Here is a 15,901-nt window from a genome sequence, read left to right as displayed (position 1 = left end):
CAGGGGAATGCATTTCAAAATGTGGGAGCGAGCTTGCTCGCGAAGAGGCCTGAACAGACGCTGAAAGATTTCAGGCCTGAATGCTGACCAGACTCAACAACTGCCCATCCTGCACCCCGAACTGCGCGTCCAGTTCAGTGCCGTTGCGCCACTCGGCAGACAAGTCCGTCAATAGCCGCAAGCGCACATGGCCTGCTTCACTCCACTCCAGCACTTCGGCATGCTCGAAATAAAAGCGCTGCTGCACGATCGGATACAGCGCCTTGAACAAGCTCTCTTTCACCGAAAACGTCAGCGTCACCCACAACGCCAACTGATCTCGCGAGGCGGCCGTCATGCGCTGCATTTCAGGTGGCGTCAGAATCTCCCCAGCCAGGCGCTCGGCGCGTTCGGTGTTGAGCAGGTTTTCCAGATCCATGCCCAAACCGCGCCAGTGTTGCTTGTTGGCGACAATCGCTGCCGCGCGTCCGCTGCTGTGAGTGATCGAGCCGCAAATGTGTGCGGGCCATATCGGCGCGCGATCTGCACCAATCGCCGGAACCACGTCGCTGCCTTCCAGTTGCTGCAACGCCGCCCGGGCGCAGATCCGTCCGGCCAGAAATTCCGCCTGACGCTTGGCCACCGAACGCTGAATGCTCGGCGGCGCAACCACGGCGCTGCGTTGAAAATCATCGCCAAGCAGTTGAGCAGGATCGAAGTGGGTGCTGAGCAGCACGGTGTCGGCCAATACCGTCGGCAACGGCCAGTGGCTGTCGAGCGCGGTGCAGCAGGCGGGGAGGGCGGGGGTGAGATTCATGGCGGGCATTTTGCCGGTTAGTCGGGCCAAGGTCGAGATCGGCGGTGCGGCTTTCGCGAGCAGGCTCGCTCCCACAGGGGATCTACTGGGCGGCATAGATCCAGTGTGGGAGCGAGCCTGCTCGCGAAGGCCGCGCCGCGGTCTCTCTGATCAGCTAAAGATGTTCTGCAAGAATGCTTTCATGTCCGCCCAGGATTTTTCATCCGCTGCCTTGTTGTACCCGATGTCCGGGCCACCATGCTCGCCATGTCTCAGGCGATCGGCATCCGGATTGGTAAAGCCGTGCTTGGCGCCATCCAGACTGACGAACTTGTAGTCAGCCCCGGCCTTGTCCATTTCTGCCTTGAACGCGGTGACATTGTCCTGAGTGACCATGCTGTCCAGCGCGCCATGCTCGACCAGAATCTTCGCCTTCACGCTGCCGGGCGTTGCTGGTGTTTTCGTCGCCAGCGCACCGTGGAAACTCACCACACCCGCCAGCGGCACACCCTGACGCGCGGCGTTCAGCACCACCGCACCGCCGAAGCAGTAACCGATGGCGGCAATTTTATTCACGTCGGTCTGCGGCTGCTTCTTCAACAAATCCAGCCCGGCCTCGAAGCGCTTGCTGGAAGCCGCCGCATCCTGGGTCGCCGCCTGCATGAACGCCATCGCGTCTTTCGGGTGCTCGGTGTTCTTGCCTTCGCCGTACATATCAATGGCCAGGGCGCTGTAGCCGAGCCCGGCGAGATCCCGGGCGCGGCGCTTGGCGTAGTCGTTCAGGCCCCACCATTCGTGCACCACGACGACACCCGGACGCTTGCCTTTGATGGCGTCGTCATAGGCGTAGTAGCCGATCAACTTTGTGCCATCGGCACTTTGGTAGGGAATTTCTTCAGTCTTGATCGCAGCTTGAGTGAGGCTGCTGACGGCCAGCAAGGTGAGGGCAAGGAACAGGCGCATGGTCGGGTCTCCTGACAATAAAAGGTCAGATCAGCCTAGTTCATTTGGTTCAGGTCAGGTTCAGAGACGGTTCAGGGGCGGTACAGGGGAGGGTCAGTAACCTTGCGCCATACCCAAACAGCACTGTGAAAGAGGAAATACCCATGACTTTTAACAAACTGTTGCTGGCATTGACCGTAATGAGCGCCAGTATCGCGGCCCAGGCCGATACCACTTCGAACTTCGCCGGCCTGTCCTTCGGCCAGACCAGCGACAAGATCAACAAATCCAATTCGCTGAACAACAACCTCGATCACCCGAACGCCACCGGCGCGATTGACGGCAACAACACCTACGGCGTGCGCCTCGGTCAACAAAACAGCCAGGGTCGCTACTACGCCACCTACGACAACGTGTCGGGCTCGCACAATGGCATTAAACTGCGTCAGGAAAATCTGCTGGGCAGCTACGATCTGTTCTACCCGGTCGGCGGCAGCACCAAGTTGTTCGGCGGTGCGACGGCGGGTCTGACCAAGCTGACCCAGGAATCGCCAGGCTTTAGCCGCGACAGTGATATCGGTTATGCCGTCGGTGGTCAGTTGGGTGTGTTGCAACAAGTATCGCAAAACACTTCGGTCGAACTCGGTTACCGTTACCTGCGCAGCAACGCCAGCACCGAGATGAGCGAGCGCGGCGGCAGCAAGCAAGGCTCGCTGGATTTGACCAGCAGCGCCCAGACTTACCTGTCGGCCAACTACAATTTCTAAGGAGTTGCTGACAGATTCAGTGTGGGAGCGAGCCTGCTCGCGAAAGCGCCGGTTCAGTCGATGAGATGTCGACTGAACCATCGCCTTCGCGAGCAGGCTCGCTCCCACAGGTGTGTGACTGGAGATTCTGATTTGCCCGGGAGAGTGTTATGAAACTGTTGGTCGTCGAAGATGAAGCGCTGTTGCGCCATCACCTGCAAACCCGCCTGACGGAAAGTGGCCACGTGGTCGAGTCCGTGGCCAATGCCGAAGAGGCGCTGTACCAGACCGGACAGTTCAACTTTGACCTGGCGGTGATCGATCTTGGCCTGCCGGGCATGGGCGGTCTCGACCTGATTCGCCAGTTGCGCGCGGGCGGCAAGACCTTCCCGATCCTGATCCTCACCGCGCGCGGCAACTGGCAGGACAAGGTCGAAGGCCTCGCCGCCGGCGCCGACGATTACGTGGTCAAGCCGTTCCAGTTCGAAGAACTCGACGCGCGTCTGAATGCTTTGCTGCGCCGTTCCAGCGGTTTCACCCAGTCGACCATCGTCGCCGGGCCGCTGCTGCTCGACCTCAATCGCAAACAGGCAACCCTCGATGAGCAACCGCTGGCGCTGACCGCGTACGAGTACCGCATCCTCGAATACCTCATGCGCCACCATCAACAAGTGGTGCCCAAGGATCGCTTGATGGAGCAGCTCTACCCGGACGACGACGAGCGTGATCCGAATGTCATCGAAGTGTTGGTCGGTCGTCTGCGCCGCAAACTCGAAGGCCCGGCCGGATTCAAACCGATCGACACTGTGCGTGGCCTCGGCTACCTGTTCAACGAGCGCTGCACTTGATTCGTTCGCTTCGTGTTCGCTTGATGCTCGCCGCCACCACGTTGGCGGTGTTGTTCATGCTCGCCTTGCTCCCGGCGATGCAAGGCGCGTTCAGCCTCGCGTTGCAGGACTCGATCGAACAACGTCTGGCCTCCGACGTCACCACGCTCATTTCTGCCGCGCGCATCGAAAACGGTCGGCTGGTGATGCCCAGTCAGTTGCCGGATGAGCGCTTCAATCTCACCGATTTCCGCCTGCTCGGCTACATCTATGATCGCGAAGGGCATCTGGTCTGGCGCTCGAAAGCCACCCAGGAAGAGCAGATCAACTACAAACCGCGCTACGACGGACTCGGTAACGAGTTCGCGCGGATCCGCGAAAGCAATGGTCAGGAATTCTTCGTCTATGACGTTGAGGTCAAACTGCTCGGCGGCAAAAGCGCGGCGTTCAGCATCGTCGCCCTGCAACCGGTGCGCGAGTACGAAACCACCCTCGAAGGCCTGCGCGAAAATCTCTATCTGGGCTTCGGCGCGGCATTACTGGTATTGCTGGCGCTGTTGTGGATCGGCCTGACCTGGGGCCTCAAAGCCTTGCGCCGGCTCAGTCAGGAACTCGACGAAATCGAAGGTGGCACCCGCGAAAGCCTCACCGAGCAACATCCGCGCGAGTTGCTGCGCCTGACCGGCTCGCTCAACCGTTTGCTGCACAGCGAGCGCCAGCAGCGCAGTCGTTATCGCGATTCTCTCGATGACCTCGCGCACAGCCTGAAAACGCCGTTGGCGGTGTTGCAAGGCGTCAGCGAGGACATGGCCCAGCGTCCCGAAGAGCGCGATCAGGCCTGGGTACTGCAAAGCCAGATCGAACGCATGAGCCAGCAGATCAGCTACCAACTGCAACGGGCCAGTTTGCGCAAAAGCGGACTGGTGCGCCATCAGGTGCGCCTGCAACCGGTGCTCAAAAGCCTTTGCGACACACTGGACAAGGTTTACCGCGACAAGCATGTGCGCGTGGCATTCGATCTGCCAGAGCACTGTTATGTGCCGATCGAGCAGGGCGCGCTGCTGGAAATGATGGGCAACTTGCTGGAGAACGCTTATCGCCTGTGTCTGGGCGAAGTGCGTATCAGCGTGCGCGAGACCCTGGCCGGGATTGAATTGTGCGTCGAAGACGACGGCCCGGGCGTGCCGCCGGATCAGCGCGCGCGGATTCTGGAACGTGGCGAACGACTGGATGCCCAGCATCCGGGGCAGGGGATCGGGTTGGCGGTGGTCAAGGATATTATTGAAAGCTACAACGCCAAACTCGCACTGGGCGATTCGCCGATGGGTGGGGCGGCGTTCAGGATTCATTTTCCGGCGGTGTGATTGGAAGTTGCCCTCACCCTAACCCTCTCCCAGAGGTAGAGGGGACTGACCGAAGTGTCTTGCGAAAATGATCGACCTGAGCGATTTGCGTCGAATATGGATTCAGCGAGAGCTGTCAGGTCGGCGGATTTATTGAACATCCCCCAATCAGTCCCCTCTCCCTCCGGGAGAGGGTTAGGGTGAGGGGCTTTTGATTTATAGCCTCACTGCTCCTGCGCCCGATAAGCCCCCGGCGTCAGCCCCGTCCACTTCTTGAACGCCCGGTGAAACGCCGACGGTTCGGAAAACCCCAGCTGTTCGGCAATCTGCTGCAACGACAGATCAGCCCGGCTCAAATGATAAATGGCGATATCCCGCCGCAACTGATCCTTCAGTTCCTGAAAGCTCGTGCCTTCCTCGCGCAAGTGCCGGCGCAACGTCTGCGGGCTGATGTGCAAATGCTCGGCGACCGCCTCAAGATCCGGCCAACGTGCAGTGTCACGGCTGAGCAAACGACGCAGGCGGCTGCTCAGGCTGTCGCCGTCGTCCGGGCGTGAGAGCAGGTCGGCGGGGGAGCGTTCGAGGAAGTGTTTGAGGGTGCGTTCGTCCTGCAACAGCGGCATGGGCAGGTAGCGGCTATGAAACAGCAGGCTGCTTTGATCGCTGCCAAACGTCAGCGGGCAGGGAAACAGCAGGTCGTATTCGGCACCATGCTCGGGGCGCGGATAGCTGAAGCTCGCCTGTTCGAGGCGAATCCGCTGACCGATCAGCCAACTGCCGAGGCGATGCCAGATCACCAGCAGACTCTCGGTGAGAAAGTGATCCGGGTCCCACATCCGCGAATCATCGAGGCTCAGGCGCACCCATTCGTCTTCGCGCGTCAGGCTCAGGCGCGGGGCTTCGGGGAATAGGCTATAAAACAATAAACCCCGTTGCAGGGCTTTCTCCAGATTGCGGCAGTGAATCGAGGCGTGGCACATCATGGCGAAACTGCCGGGCTTGCTCGGCGCGTTGCCGAAACCCAGGTATTCGTCGTCCAGCGCCAGCCACAGGCCCTGAATCAACCGGGTGAATTGTTCCGGGGCAATGCGCGCACGCGGTTCATCAAGCAATTCAGGGCTGATGCCCAGTTGCAGCAGCAGGCCCGAGTAATCGAAACCCACGCGGCGTGCGCCGCCGAGGGCGGCACGGGCAAAATGACTGGCGATGGTGCGTTCGCGCATAAGCGGCAGATCCTTCCTCAGGCGCCGGATGGTAGCCGGGGGCTGGACATGCCTACAAGGCGGATTTCCGCCAAATTGTAGGACGAGAAGCGGTGAGTTGGCGGAAATCCGCCACACTTGAGTCACCGGATGGTGACATCCGCGGACCTGTTAACCCTGATATCAAAAGGCTTGCAGCTAATCGCACCAAAGTGGCACGAGGTTTGCGATACAAGCCACAGAAGCGTGCGTTGCTCCTCATGGAATACGCTGCTCCAACAACAAATCCCTCCAGTGCAGGAGGGTTCGCAATTAAGGTTTCGCGGCCAACAGATGGATGTTGTCACGCGGGACGCTTGAGGAAACCTGCAATGACGACTCGTCAGCCACTGTACAAATCCCTGTATTTCCAGGTGATCGTTGCCATCGCCATCGGCATCCTGCTTGGTCACTTCTACCCTCAGACCGGTGTGGCCCTCAAGCCGCTGGGTGACGGGTTCATCAAACTGATCAAAATGGTCATCGCCCCGATCATCTTCTGTACCGTTGTCAGCGGCATCGCCGGCATGCAGAACATGAAATCCGTGGGCAAGACCGGCGGCTACGCGCTGCTGTACTTCGAAATCGTTTCCACCATTGCCCTGCTGATCGGTCTGATCGTGGTCAACGTTGTGCAACCGGGCGCCGGCATGCACATCGACGTCACCACCCTGGACGCCTCGAAAATCGCCACTTATGTGACGGCCAGTAAAGACCAGAGCATTGTCGGTTTCCTCCTCAATGTAATCCCGAATACCATCGTCGGCGCGTTCGCCACCGGTGACATCCTGCAAGTGCTGATGTTCTCGGTGATCTTCGGCTACGCCCTGCATCGCCTGGGGTCGTACGGTCGTCCGCTGCTGGACATGATCGATCGCTTCGCCCACGTGATGTTCAACATCATCAACATGATCATGAAACTGGCGCCGCTGGGTGCTTTCGGCGCGATGGCCTTCACCATCGGTGCCTATGGCGTCGGCTCGCTGGTGCAACTGGGCCAGTTGATGATCTGCTTCTACATCACCTGCATCCTGTTCGTGGTGGTGGTGCTGGGTGCGATCTGCCGTGCTCACGGTTTCAGCGTGTTTAAACTGGTGCGTTACATCCGTGAAGAACTGTTGATCGTACTGGGCACGTCCTCGTCGGAATCGGCACTGCCACGCATGCTGATCAAGATGGAGCGTCTGGGCGCGAAGAAATCCGTAGTAGGTCTGGTGATCCCGACCGGTTACTCGTTCAACCTCGACGGTACTTCGATCTACCTGACCATGGCGGCCGTGTTCATCGCTCAGGCGACCGACACCCACATGGACATCACCCACCAGATCACCCTGCTGCTGGTATTGCTGCTGTCCTCCAAAGGCGCAGCCGGTGTGACCGGTTCGGGCTTCATCGTGCTGGCCGCGACCCTGTCGGCGGTCGGTCACCTGCCAGTGGCCGGTCTGGCGCTGATCCTCGGTATCGACCGCTTCATGTCCGAAGCCCGCGCACTGACCAACCTGGTCGGTAACGCAGTAGCCACCATCGTGGTTGCCAAGTGGGTCAAGGAACTGGATACCGATCAGCTGCAAACCGAGCTGGCCTCGGGCGGTCGCGGTATCTCCGACGAGCGTGAAGAAGACGACCTGGGTGTGGCTGAAGGCCCAACCCCAAGCAATGTGAAGTAAGCACTGCTTGCCTGGAAAAACCCGCTTCGGCGGGTTTTTTCTTGCCTGCGATTTGAGCGTAACGGTCACACCCGCTGACATTTCCGGTGATTGCCGTGCGCGGTATCGCTGCCTAGGCTGAGTGCATCGCTTAAGGAGTTCGCCCATGTCTGCACCGCTGGCCTCACTGAAGATCCTCGATTTCTCGACATTGCTGCCGGGGCCGTTCGCCTCGCTGTTGCTGGCGGACATGGGCGCTGAAGTGCTGCGCATTGAATCACCGACACGCATGGATCTGCTGCGCGTGTTGCCGCCGCATGATCACGGAGTATCGGCCAGCCATGCCTACCTGAACCGCAACAAACGCAGTCTGGCGCTGGACCTCAAACAGCCCGAGGCGCTGGAGGTGGTCAAGCAACTGCTGGGCGATTACGACATCGTTCTGGAGCAGTTTCGCCCCGGCGTGATGGAGCGTCTGGGCCTGGGCTATGAAGCGCTGAAGGCGATCAACCCGAAGCTGATTTATGTGTCGATTACCGGTTACGGCCAGACCGGGCCGTACAAGGATCGCGCCGGGCATGACATCAACTATCTGGCGCTGGCGGGGCTTTCCAGTTACACCGGCCGCGCCGACAGCGGCCCGTTGCCGTTGGGCATGCAAGTGGCGGATGTCGCCGGTGGTTCGTTGCACGGGGTGATCGGCTTGTTGGCGGCGGTGATTGCCCGACAGCAAACGGGGCAGGGTACACATCTGGACGTGAGCATGACTGACTGTGCGTTCAGCCTGAATGCCATGGCCGGGGCCGGGTATCTCGCTTGCGGCGAAGAGCCTGAGTGGGAAGATCAGATGCTCAACGGCGGCAGCTTCTACGATCATTACCGCTCTCGCGATGGCCGCTGGATGTCGGTGGGCAGTCTGGAACCGGGCTTTATGCAGCAACTGTGTACGGCGTTGGGGCGGCCGGAGTTGGCCGCGCAAGGGCTGTCCCCAAAGCCTGAGCAGCAGCGGGCGTTGAAATACGCACTGACGGTCGAGTTTGAAAAACATGACTTTGCTGAACTATGTGAAATGTTTGCCGGGATCGATGCGTGTGTCGAGCCGGTGTTGAGTCTGGGTGAGGCGGTGCGCCATCCGCAGTTGCAGGCGCGGGAACTGGTGACGCAGGTGCCGCGCGCGGATGGCACGACACAGGCGCAGATGGCCTGTCCGTTGAAGTTTTCCGAAGCGTTGCCGGCGCCGCGGCATGTTGGCGCGGTGTTGGGGCAGCATACGGATCAGGTGTTGGCGGAGTTGGGGTTCAGTGCTGAGCGGATTGCTGAATTGCGAGCCTTAAAGGTAGTTGCGTAGCTCGTTCCCACGCTCTGCGTGGGAATGTATCCCGTGACGCTCTGCGTCACAGTGGACGCGGAGCGTCCATGGCGGCGTTCCCACGCGGAGCATGGGAACGATCAGGGAGTCATTCCACCCGCATCTCACCACTGAACACCAAGGTACTCCGGCAGCGCCGACACAAATACCGCCGCCCCTGCCGCACCAGACTATGACGCTGCGCCGAAAACGGAAAATCGCTGTCCGCGCACGGGCATTTGTAGATATAGCGGGTCACGCTGCGGCGTTTGATTGCATAGGTATGGCAGCGATCCGGCGGCAGTTCGTAAACCCCGCGCATGATCAATTGCCATTCCTCGCCATGCGGCTGGATACGGTCGCCGAACAGCTGATGGGCGATCAGGTGCGCGACTTCGTGGGCCACGGTCTGCTTGAGGAAGTGTTCAGCGTTTTCCCGGTACAGCTGCGGATTGAAGCGCAGCAGATTCTCGTGCAGATGCGCGACACCGGCTTTTTGCCCGCGCAGCTTGAGGCTGACGACAGGGCGTGGGAAAGAACGTTTGAAAAAGGATTCAGCGAGTTGGTAACAGTCTTCGACGCGGGTATTGAGTTGCTCGGGCATGCTTGATGGATCTCCAGAGGCGTCGAGTATGCCGCAACCCTGTGGACTTGCGAATCGCCGAGCTGCCGAATGGTCATCCTTGAAACGACAAGGCCGCCTTGCGGCGGCCTGTTATCAGCCTGTCGAGTCAGTTGGTATAAACGGGCCCTACGCCCAGCCCCCAGACAATCACGGTGAACGCCATGATGGCGACCAGCACCACCAGACCCACCGCCAGCACCGAACTGGAAAACAGGAAGCCCTCGTCCGACGGAATATTCATGAACGTCGGTAGCCCCACATACAACAGATAAACCGTGTAGCAGATGGCCGCCGTACCGACGATCATCCCCAGCCACATATGTGGATACAGCGCCGCCAGCCCACCGACAAACAACGGTGTCGCGGTGTAGGTGGCAAATGCCACGCAACGGGCCAGGCTCGGATTGGCGTCATAGGTGCGTGCCATCCAGTGCACAAAGGCACCCATGACCGCGACCCCGCCGAGCATCGCCAGGTACGACATGATCGTCATCCACAGTGCGCTTTCAAAGGTGAGCATCACCGGTGCGCGGTTGCCGATCACCCAGCCAACCTGAGTAGTGCCGATAAACGCCGAGACAGCGGGGATCGCCGCCAGAATCAGCGTGTGGGTGAGGTACATGTGGCTGATGCTTTCCTCTTGGTCGCCACGGATTTCCTTCCATTCCTGATCGGGGTGGGTGAAAAGTCCCACTACGTGATGGATCATGCCAGTCACTCCTCTTGTTATTGCCATCGCCCCCCAGCGGAGCGCCTACGGGCCAAGGTGGCCGAGCAAATACAGGTCTTCAGATTGTGTGCGACCTTATGTCGCAGTATAGAAAGGTCTTACCCGCACAGGTATCAGGGGCTTAGAGCAAATCGCGCTGTAAACACGGGGCTTAATCGCCTTGGGGTCTGTAAAGATTGCACCCTTGAGCCACGATATCCTGTGCCCACAACGCCGGGGTTTTTGCGTAAAATGCCGGCCTTTCGGCACACCTCACGGATTTCGCGTCATGGGCACTCTTACGGTCAACCAGAACAAACTGCAAAAGCGCCTGCGCCGCCTGGCCGGCGAAGCGGTTGCTGACTTCAACATGATTGAAGACGGCGACAAGGTCATGGTCTGCCTGTCCGGGGGCAAGGACAGCTACACCATGCTCGACGTGCTCCTGCACCTGCAGAAGGTTGCACCGATCAAGTTCGACATCGTCGCGGTGAACATGGACCAGAAGCAGCCGGGGTTCCCCGAGCATGTGCTGCCGGCCTATCTGAAAGAGCTGGGCGTCGAGTATCACATCGTCGAGAAAGACACCTATTCGGTGGTCAAGGAACTGATCCCGGAAGGCAAGACCACTTGCTCGCTGTGCTCGCGCCTGCGTCGTGGCACGCTGTACACCTTCGCCGATGAAATCGGCGCGACCAAAATGGCCCTCGGTCACCACCGTGACGACATTGTCGAGACATTCTTCCTCAACATGTTCTTCAACGGTTCGCTTAAAGCCATGCCGCCGAAGCTGCGTGCCGATGACGGCCGCAACGTGGTAATCCGTCCGCTGGCGTACTGCAACGAGAAAGACATTCAGGCGTACTCGGACTTCAAGGCATTTCCGATCATCCCGTGCAACCTCTGCGGCTCGCAGGAAAACCTGCAGCGGCAGGTGGTCAAGGAAATGCTTCTGGACTGGGAGCGCAAGACCCCGGGTCGGACTGAAAGCATCTTCCGCAGTCTGCAGAACGTGATCCCGTCGCAACTGGCCGATCGCAACCTGTTCGACTTCACCAGCCTGAAGATCGACGAGACCGCGGCTTCGCGCTTCGTTAACGTCGTCAACCTGTAAATACCTTCAAATGTGGGAGCGAGCCTGCTCGCGAAGAGGGAGTATCAGTCAACAAATCAGTTGAATGACACACCGCTTTCGCGAGCAGGCTCGCTCCCACATTGGTTTCTTCGCTTCATTCAATAGGAGAGGGCATGCGCGATTACAAGTGGCTGCACGAATACTGTCTGAACCGCTTCGGTTCGGCGGCTGAACTGGAAGCCCATCTGCCCGTTCCCAAAACCCCGGCGCAACTGCGCAAGATCAGCGACGACCGCTACCTCTCGACCATGGCCCTGCGCGTATTTCGTGCCGGCCTCAAACACAGTCTGGTCGACGCCAAGTGGCCGGCCTTCGAGGAAGTGTTCTTCAAGTTCGATCCGGAAAAAGTCGTGCTGATGAGCGCCGAACATCTCGAGCGGCTGATGCAGGACGCGCGGATCATCCGTCACTTGGGCAAGCTCAAGAGCGTGCCGCGCAACGCGCAGTTCATTCTCGATGTCGAGAAAGACAAGGGCAGTTTCGGTGCGTTGATCGCCGACTGGCCGGTGACTGATATCGTCGGTTTGTGGACGTACCTGAAAAAGCACGGCCATCAACTGGGCGGGCTGTCCGCACCACGGTTTTTGCGCATGGTTGGCAAGGATACGTTTGTGCCGAGCTACGACGTGGTGGCGGCGCTGAACGCACAGAAGATCGTCGACAAGGTGCCGACCAGTCTGCGTGATCTGGCGATTGTGCAGGATGCGTTCAACCAGTGGCATGAACAGAGCGGCGGGCGGGCGATGAGCCAGATTTCGATGATGCTCGCTTACACCGTCAACCATTAAGACCGCGTCGCCCCATTCGCGAGCAGGCTCGCTCCCACAGGGGAACACATTCCAAATGTGGGAGCGAGCCTGCTGCGAAGGCGTCCGTTTAGGCGACGGAGATCTCGCCTTCGCCAGCCAACTTGCGATTCAACTGATACCGCCACCGCACATACAAAAGCGCCGAGCAGAACACCGCCAGGCTGGCGACCATCTCCAGCACACCAAACAACTGCCGGTTCGGGTCATACGCCGCCAGTGCGCCTTTGATGAAATACAGATTCACCACAAAACACATCCACGAATGCCCACGGGCGCTGCCCATGATCATCGCCGGGGCGAGAACAATCCACGGGATCAGCTCGACCAGCAGAATTACCCACGGCCGCGCGCCATGCAGATCGGCGAACAGCAGGTAGTAGGCCGCCAGCAAGCCGGCGAGGGCGAAAAAGCTCAGCAGGCTGATCACCCGCATCGCCTTCACACGTGGCTCAAGCCACTCGACACTCGGCAGAATCTTCGGCTTCTTCGCCATCTCAGCCCACCAGTTTTTGAGCGGTTTTCGCCAGCCGCAGACCCAGCGCGCGACACAGCGCCACTTCATGCTGATCGAGACCACTTTTGCCGTCAGCCCCAGCGTGATGGCTGGCACCGTAAGGCGTACCGCCGCCCTGGGTTTCCAGCAGCGCCGATTCGCTGTACGGCAAACCGGTGATGAGCATGCCGTGGTGCAGCAAAGGCAACATCATCGACAGCAGCGTGGTTTCCTGACCGCCGTGCAGGCTGGCGGTGGAGGTGAATACACCCGCCGGTTTGCCGACGAGGGCGCCGGTCAGCCACAGGTTGCTGGTGCCATCGAGGAAGTATTTCAGCGGCGCAGCCATGTTGCCAAAGCGCGTCGGGCTGCCGAGGGCCAGACCGGCGCAGTTCTTCAAGTCATCGAGGGTGGCGTAGAGCGCGCCTTCGTCCGGTATGACCGGGGCCACGGCTTCGCACTCGGTGGAGATTGCCGGCACGGTGCGCAAACGCGCTTCGAGACCGGCCTGCTCGACACCACGGGCAATCTGCCGGGCCATCTCGTTGGTCGAGCCGTTGCGGCTGTAATACAGCACCAGAATGTACGGCGCGCTCACGGCAACAACTCCAGGATATTTTCCGGTGGGCGACCGATCACGGCTTTGTCGCCGACTTCGAAAATCGGTCGCTCCATCAGTTTCGGGTGCTGAGCGATGGCGTCGATCAATTGCGCTTCGCTGAGGCTTTCGTCAGCCAGTTGAAGCATTTTGTATTCATCTTCCCCAGTGCGCAGCAACTGGCGTGCGCTGATCCCGAGCTTGCCGAGCAGGGCCTTGATTTGCGCTGCAGTCAGCGGGGTTTCGAGGTAACGCACGACGTTCGGGGTCAGGCCGCGGGCTTCAAGAAGTTCCAGCGCGCCGCGGGATTTCGAGCAGCGCGGATTGTGATAAAGCGTCAGATCGGTCATGTCGGGTCGCTTCTGGCGTAAAGTGGCGGCTATTCTAACTGTGCAGCGCGCAATCCAGAACCTTCGGAGGCAATGGGTCGCAGGCGCCTTCAAATTTTCACAAGGAACACGACATGACACGGCGATTGGCAGCGGCATTGACGATAATCGGGGCGTTGATGCTGGGGGGCTGCGGCAATGATTACGGTATCGACCAGAACGGCCAGAAAGTGGCGTCCGAGCGTTTGGACAAGCAATGGGTGGTGCTGAACTACTGGGCCGAATGGTGTGGTCCGTGCCGGACCGAGATCCCGGAGCTCAACCATTTGGCTGTTGAGCTCAAGAGCAAGAACGTAGGCGTGTTCGGGGTCAACTTCGACAACGTGCAGGGTGTGGAACTGAAAGACGCCAGCGAAAAACTGGGCATCAAGTTCACCGTGCTGGCGCAGGATCCGGCGGAGCTGTTCGAGTTGCCGCGCAGTGAGGCATTGCCGGTGACGTACATCATCGACAACAAAGGCAAGGTGCGTGAGCAGTTGATGGGCGAACAGACGGCGGCGGGGGTGATGGCGAAGCTTGAGGCGTTGCAAGCGACCAAGTAACGTCAAAAGCCCCTCACCCCAGCCCTCTCCCGGGGGGAGAGGGGGCCGACCGAGGTGTCTGGCGAGTTACAGCGACCTGAGAGATCGAGTCGATTGTAGATTCGCCAAAACAGAGTCGAGTTGATTGTAGATTCGCCAAAGCAGGATCGAGTCGATTATGGATTCGCCAAAGCAAGGTCCAGTCGATGATGGATTCGGTGAAGACCTTTCAGGTCGGCGTAGCTCCCCAATATCCCCCAATCAGTCCCCTCTCCCCTGGGAGAGGGCTAGGGTGAGGGCTTTGGCGATCCTGAGGCTTAACCCTCTTCCAGCCACCAGCGCAACGGCTTGCCTTCTGCCGGCCAGAAGCGCATCTGTTCGATCGGCGAGATGTCCCAGCGCTGGACATGCTCCAGCGCCTGCAGGAAGCGCTGCTCCTGCTCCATCAGCGCCGGGGCGCACAGTTTGCGGGTCTTGCCGATCTTGCCGAAAGTCAGCTTGTCACCGTCCAGCGTGTACGGCGCGAACCAATGGTTGCAGCCACCGTTGCCATAGGCGCGGCCATCATCGCCCAGGGTCACCGTCAGATGGCTGTAATCCATCAGTGGTCGCTCACCGATCCATTCCAGAATGTAGCTGCGGTTCTGTTGCAGTTGCACCGGCTCCGCAGCGCATCCCACCAGGCCGGCACCGACCAGCGCGGTCAGGGCAAAGCGTTTCATCATGCCGGCTCCTGGCATTTCGGGCACAGGTGCTTGTCGCCAACGGCTTTCCAGCCCAGCTCGGCGATGCGCGCGGTGGCCGCCGGTTTCTCGGCGGCTTTGCCGAGTTTGGCGTCCACGGCGAATTCGAAGCTCAGCTCTTTGGCGCAGCTGTCGCAGTTGACCTGCCAGGTGTGGATCGCCAGTTCACCAAATACCGGACCTGTGGTCATCGCGGTCCATTGGCCCGGCGGATTGATCAGGTGGCGGACGGTTTCAACGGTCAGGCGCATGGACAAGTCCTTGCTGCCTTTGAGGGTGACCAACAAGGCGTCACCAATGCGAATCGAGCCACCATTGCCGGTGACCTGATAGCGGCCCGGAACAAGGGCGCGGCATTCGGTGAGGGTGTGTTGCGGGTTCATCAGGTTGTAGCGGAAATCGTGTTCGACCATGGGTCCTCCAAATATGCGCGACATGCTAGCACGGGCTTGATTGCAGAATGATGTGCGCGTGTGACCTTCGATCAGGTTCAATTGAGGCGACGCTCATGGCAAACTGCCGGCCTCGACTCTGAAGGAACGGAACATGGCGCTGATCGAATGTTATGAATGCAAGAAGAGCATCAGCTCCGAAGCCAACGCGTGCATTCATTGTGGGGCTCCGATGGCGGAGCATGTGACACAAGCGCACGGCGCAGTTGCGCCCGCTCAGGCCGCGACAATCTCGTTCGGCAGCTTGCCGCGCAACAAGTCTGTGCCCGAGGCCATCGCCCCGGCACCCGCACCGCAACCTTTGCCGAAAGTCATGCCGGCCGCCGCGCGGCGCCGGCGCCAGCAGCCCACCGAGCAACCGGTTACCGAGCAGGCCAATGCCGACGGCAGTCGGCCGGTGGAAGGCTGGCTGAAGATCATGATCTTCCTGCTGCCGATGTTTTTCGTCTGGTTCCTGCTGCGCTACGGCCACTCGATGAAACAGCGCTTCTTCGGCTTCGGCTGGCTGGCGCTGTTGATTCTGGCGTCCTCGCTTTCACCGAAATAAGCTGAAAAGCGC

Annotated in this window: 19 protein-coding genes; 9 read left to right on the top strand and 10 right to left on the bottom strand. The window is 59.8% G+C overall.

Translation table 11 applies throughout. The features are described from left to right. Nucleotides 1-70 precede the first annotated feature (70 nt). Nucleotides 71-796, bottom strand: coding sequence for a 4'-phosphopantetheinyl transferase superfamily protein (locus PspS49_RS22000; protein ID WP_160041460.1), 726 nt, complete (start codon nucleotides 794-796; stop codon nucleotides 71-73). A gap of 150 nt (nucleotides 797-946) precedes the next feature. Continuing rightward, nucleotides 947-1,738, bottom strand: coding sequence for a dienelactone hydrolase family protein (locus PspS49_RS21995; RefSeq protein ID WP_160041458.1), 792 nt, complete (start codon nucleotides 1,736-1,738; stop codon nucleotides 947-949). Between the two features lie 143 nt (nucleotides 1,739-1,881). On the opposite strand from PspS49_RS21995, the gene PspS49_RS21990 reads away from it, so the two are divergent. From PspS49_RS21990 to PspS49_RS21980, 3 genes are all read left to right on the top strand, one after another. Further along, a complete protein-coding gene (locus PspS49_RS21990; RefSeq protein WP_127929408.1) occupies nucleotides 1,882-2,484 on the top strand; it encodes an outer membrane beta-barrel protein in 603 nt (200 codons plus the stop codon). Nucleotides 2,485-2,633: 149 nt separating this feature from the next. Continuing rightward, nucleotides 2,634-3,311 (top strand): response regulator transcription factor, encoded by a 678-nt coding sequence (locus tag PspS49_RS21985; RefSeq protein WP_016987432.1) that lies wholly within the window; start codon nucleotides 2,634-2,636, stop codon nucleotides 3,309-3,311. After that, the gene (locus PspS49_RS21980; RefSeq protein WP_127929407.1) at nucleotides 3,308-4,654 is read left to right on the top strand and encodes an ATP-binding protein; all 1,347 of its coding nucleotides are present in this window, start codon (nucleotides 3,308-3,310) and stop codon (nucleotides 4,652-4,654) included. The genes PspS49_RS21985 and PspS49_RS21980 overlap by 4 nt, the downstream gene beginning before the upstream one ends. Before the next feature lie 203 nt (nucleotides 4,655-4,857). On the opposite strand, the gene PspS49_RS21975 is transcribed toward PspS49_RS21980, so the two are convergent. After that, entirely contained in the window at nucleotides 4,858-5,856 is a 999-nt protein-coding gene (locus tag PspS49_RS21975) for an AraC family transcriptional regulator (RefSeq protein WP_127929406.1), read from the bottom strand. A 350-nt stretch (nucleotides 5,857-6,206) separates the two neighbouring features. On the opposite strand from PspS49_RS21975, the gene PspS49_RS21970 reads away from it, so the two are divergent. Together PspS49_RS21970 and PspS49_RS21965 are read left to right on the top strand one after the other, a co-directional pair. Next, a complete protein-coding gene (locus PspS49_RS21970) occupies nucleotides 6,207-7,541 on the top strand; it encodes a dicarboxylate/amino acid:cation symporter (protein ID WP_007917521.1) in 1,335 nt (444 codons plus the stop codon). Between the two features lie 145 nt (nucleotides 7,542-7,686). Continuing rightward, the gene (locus PspS49_RS21965) at nucleotides 7,687-8,868 is read left to right on the top strand and encodes a CaiB/BaiF CoA-transferase family protein (RefSeq protein WP_127929405.1); all 1,182 of its coding nucleotides are present in this window, start codon (nucleotides 7,687-7,689) and stop codon (nucleotides 8,866-8,868) included. A gap of 109 nt (nucleotides 8,869-8,977) precedes the next feature. Here PspS49_RS21965 and PspS49_RS21960 read toward each other — a convergent pair whose 3' ends face one another. Next, nucleotides 8,978-9,472 (bottom strand): SprT family zinc-dependent metalloprotease, encoded by a 495-nt coding sequence (locus PspS49_RS21960; RefSeq protein WP_064391623.1) that lies wholly within the window; start codon nucleotides 9,470-9,472, stop codon nucleotides 8,978-8,980. A gap of 127 nt (nucleotides 9,473-9,599) precedes the next feature. After that, entirely contained in the window at nucleotides 9,600-10,202 is a 603-nt protein-coding gene (locus PspS49_RS21955; RefSeq protein WP_016773629.1) for a Yip1 family protein, read from the bottom strand. A 289-nt stretch (nucleotides 10,203-10,491) separates the two neighbouring features. Here PspS49_RS21955 and ttcA point away from each other — a divergent pair, with 289 nt between their 5' ends. Continuing rightward, nucleotides 10,492-11,316 (top strand): tRNA 2-thiocytidine(32) synthetase TtcA, encoded by an 825-nt coding sequence (ttcA, locus tag PspS49_RS21950; RefSeq protein ID WP_160041456.1) that lies wholly within the window; start codon nucleotides 10,492-10,494, stop codon nucleotides 11,314-11,316. Between the two features lie 134 nt (nucleotides 11,317-11,450). Next, complete coding sequence (locus PspS49_RS21945) at nucleotides 11,451-12,125, top strand: DNA-3-methyladenine glycosylase I (RefSeq protein WP_007917512.1); 675 nt, start codon at nucleotides 11,451-11,453, stop codon at nucleotides 12,123-12,125. An 88-nt stretch (nucleotides 12,126-12,213) separates the two neighbouring features. On the opposite strand, the gene PspS49_RS21940 is transcribed toward PspS49_RS21945, so the two are convergent. The 3 genes from PspS49_RS21940 to arsC are packed head-to-tail and all read right to left on the bottom strand — an operon-like array spanning nucleotide 12,214 to nucleotide 13,587. Next, nucleotides 12,214-12,639, bottom strand: coding sequence for a DUF2069 domain-containing protein (locus PspS49_RS21940; RefSeq protein ID WP_007917509.1), 426 nt, complete (start codon nucleotides 12,637-12,639; stop codon nucleotides 12,214-12,216). A 1-nt stretch (nucleotide 12,640) separates the two neighbouring features. Next, the gene (gene wrbA / locus PspS49_RS21935; RefSeq protein ID WP_160041454.1) at nucleotides 12,641-13,237 is read right to left on the bottom strand and encodes an NAD(P)H:quinone oxidoreductase; all 597 of its coding nucleotides are present in this window, start codon (nucleotides 13,235-13,237) and stop codon (nucleotides 12,641-12,643) included. Continuing rightward, on the bottom strand, nucleotides 13,234-13,587 hold the full coding sequence (gene arsC, locus PspS49_RS21930; protein WP_127929375.1) for an arsenate reductase (glutaredoxin): 354 nt from the start codon (nucleotides 13,585-13,587) through the stop codon (nucleotides 13,234-13,236). The genes wrbA and arsC overlap by 4 nt, the downstream gene beginning before the upstream one ends. Before the next feature lie 113 nt (nucleotides 13,588-13,700). On the opposite strand from arsC, the gene PspS49_RS21925 reads away from it, so the two are divergent. Beyond that, nucleotides 13,701-14,168: a TlpA disulfide reductase family protein gene (locus PspS49_RS21925; protein WP_160041452.1), complete on the top strand. Its 468-nt coding sequence runs from the start codon at nucleotides 13,701-13,703 to the stop codon at nucleotides 14,166-14,168. Nucleotides 14,169-14,464: 296 nt separating this feature from the next. On the opposite strand, the gene PspS49_RS21920 is transcribed toward PspS49_RS21925, so the two are convergent. Together PspS49_RS21920 and PspS49_RS21915 are read right to left on the bottom strand one after the other, a co-directional pair. After that, the gene (locus PspS49_RS21920; RefSeq protein ID WP_127930439.1) at nucleotides 14,465-14,869 is read right to left on the bottom strand and encodes an META domain-containing protein; all 405 of its coding nucleotides are present in this window, start codon (nucleotides 14,867-14,869) and stop codon (nucleotides 14,465-14,467) included. Continuing rightward, a complete protein-coding gene (locus PspS49_RS21915; protein WP_150651073.1) occupies nucleotides 14,869-15,303 on the bottom strand; it encodes a hypothetical protein in 435 nt (144 codons plus the stop codon). Before PspS49_RS21915 ends, PspS49_RS21920 begins: the two co-directional genes overlap by 1 nt. Nucleotides 15,304-15,436: 133 nt before the next feature. On the opposite strand from PspS49_RS21915, the gene PspS49_RS21910 reads away from it, so the two are divergent. After that, on the top strand, nucleotides 15,437-15,889 hold the full coding sequence (locus PspS49_RS21910) for a hypothetical protein (protein ID WP_160041450.1): 453 nt from the start codon (nucleotides 15,437-15,439) through the stop codon (nucleotides 15,887-15,889). Nucleotides 15,890-15,901 lie beyond the last annotated feature (12 nt).

Origin of the sequence: Pseudomonas sp. S49, from assembly GCF_009866785.1 — a bacterium.
GTDB lineage: Bacteria > Pseudomonadota > Gammaproteobacteria > Pseudomonadales > Pseudomonadaceae > Aquipseudomonas.
The sequence above is the reverse complement of the archived record's forward strand: the minus strand, read 5'-3'. Positions and strand labels throughout refer to the sequence as shown.

Bases quoted from the DNA above. Each gene is read 5' to 3' on its own strand.
- PspS49_RS22000 (WP_160041460.1), bottom strand. From the start codon at position 796: ATGAATCTCACCCCCGCCCTCCCCGCCTGCTGCACCGCGCTCGACAGC.
- PspS49_RS21995 (WP_160041458.1), bottom strand. From the start codon at position 1,738: ATGCGCCTGTTCCTTGCCCTCACCTTGCTGGCCGTCAGCAGCCTCACT.
- PspS49_RS21990 (WP_127929408.1), top strand. From the start codon at position 1,882: ATGACTTTTAACAAACTGTTGCTGGCATTGACCGTAATGAGCGCCAGT.
- PspS49_RS21985 (WP_016987432.1), top strand. From the start codon at position 2,634: ATGAAACTGTTGGTCGTCGAAGATGAAGCGCTGTTGCGCCATCACCTG.
- PspS49_RS21975 (WP_127929406.1), bottom strand. From the start codon at position 5,856: ATGCGCGAACGCACCATCGCCAGTCATTTTGCCCGTGCCGCCCTCGGC.
- PspS49_RS21970 (WP_007917521.1), top strand. From the start codon at position 6,207: ATGACGACTCGTCAGCCACTGTACAAATCCCTGTATTTCCAGGTGATC.
- PspS49_RS21965 (WP_127929405.1), top strand. From the start codon at position 7,687: ATGTCTGCACCGCTGGCCTCACTGAAGATCCTCGATTTCTCGACATTG.
- PspS49_RS21960 (WP_064391623.1), bottom strand. From the start codon at position 9,472: ATGCCCGAGCAACTCAATACCCGCGTCGAAGACTGTTACCAACTCGCT.
- PspS49_RS21955 (WP_016773629.1), bottom strand. From the start codon at position 10,202: ATGATCCATCACGTAGTGGGACTTTTCACCCACCCCGATCAGGAATGG.
- ttcA (WP_160041456.1), top strand. From the start codon at position 10,492: ATGGGCACTCTTACGGTCAACCAGAACAAACTGCAAAAGCGCCTGCGC.
- PspS49_RS21945 (WP_007917512.1), top strand. From the start codon at position 11,451: ATGCGCGATTACAAGTGGCTGCACGAATACTGTCTGAACCGCTTCGGT.
- PspS49_RS21940 (WP_007917509.1), bottom strand. From the start codon at position 12,639: ATGGCGAAGAAGCCGAAGATTCTGCCGAGTGTCGAGTGGCTTGAGCCA.
- arsC (WP_127929375.1), bottom strand. From the start codon at position 13,587: ATGACCGATCTGACGCTTTATCACAATCCGCGCTGCTCGAAATCCCGC.
- PspS49_RS21925 (WP_160041452.1), top strand. From the start codon at position 13,701: ATGACACGGCGATTGGCAGCGGCATTGACGATAATCGGGGCGTTGATG.
- PspS49_RS21920 (WP_127930439.1), bottom strand. From the start codon at position 14,869: ATGAAACGCTTTGCCCTGACCGCGCTGGTCGGTGCCGGCCTGGTGGGA.
- PspS49_RS21915 (WP_150651073.1), bottom strand. From the start codon at position 15,303: ATGGTCGAACACGATTTCCGCTACAACCTGATGAACCCGCAACACACC.
- PspS49_RS21910 (WP_160041450.1), top strand. From the start codon at position 15,437: ATGGCGCTGATCGAATGTTATGAATGCAAGAAGAGCATCAGCTCCGAA.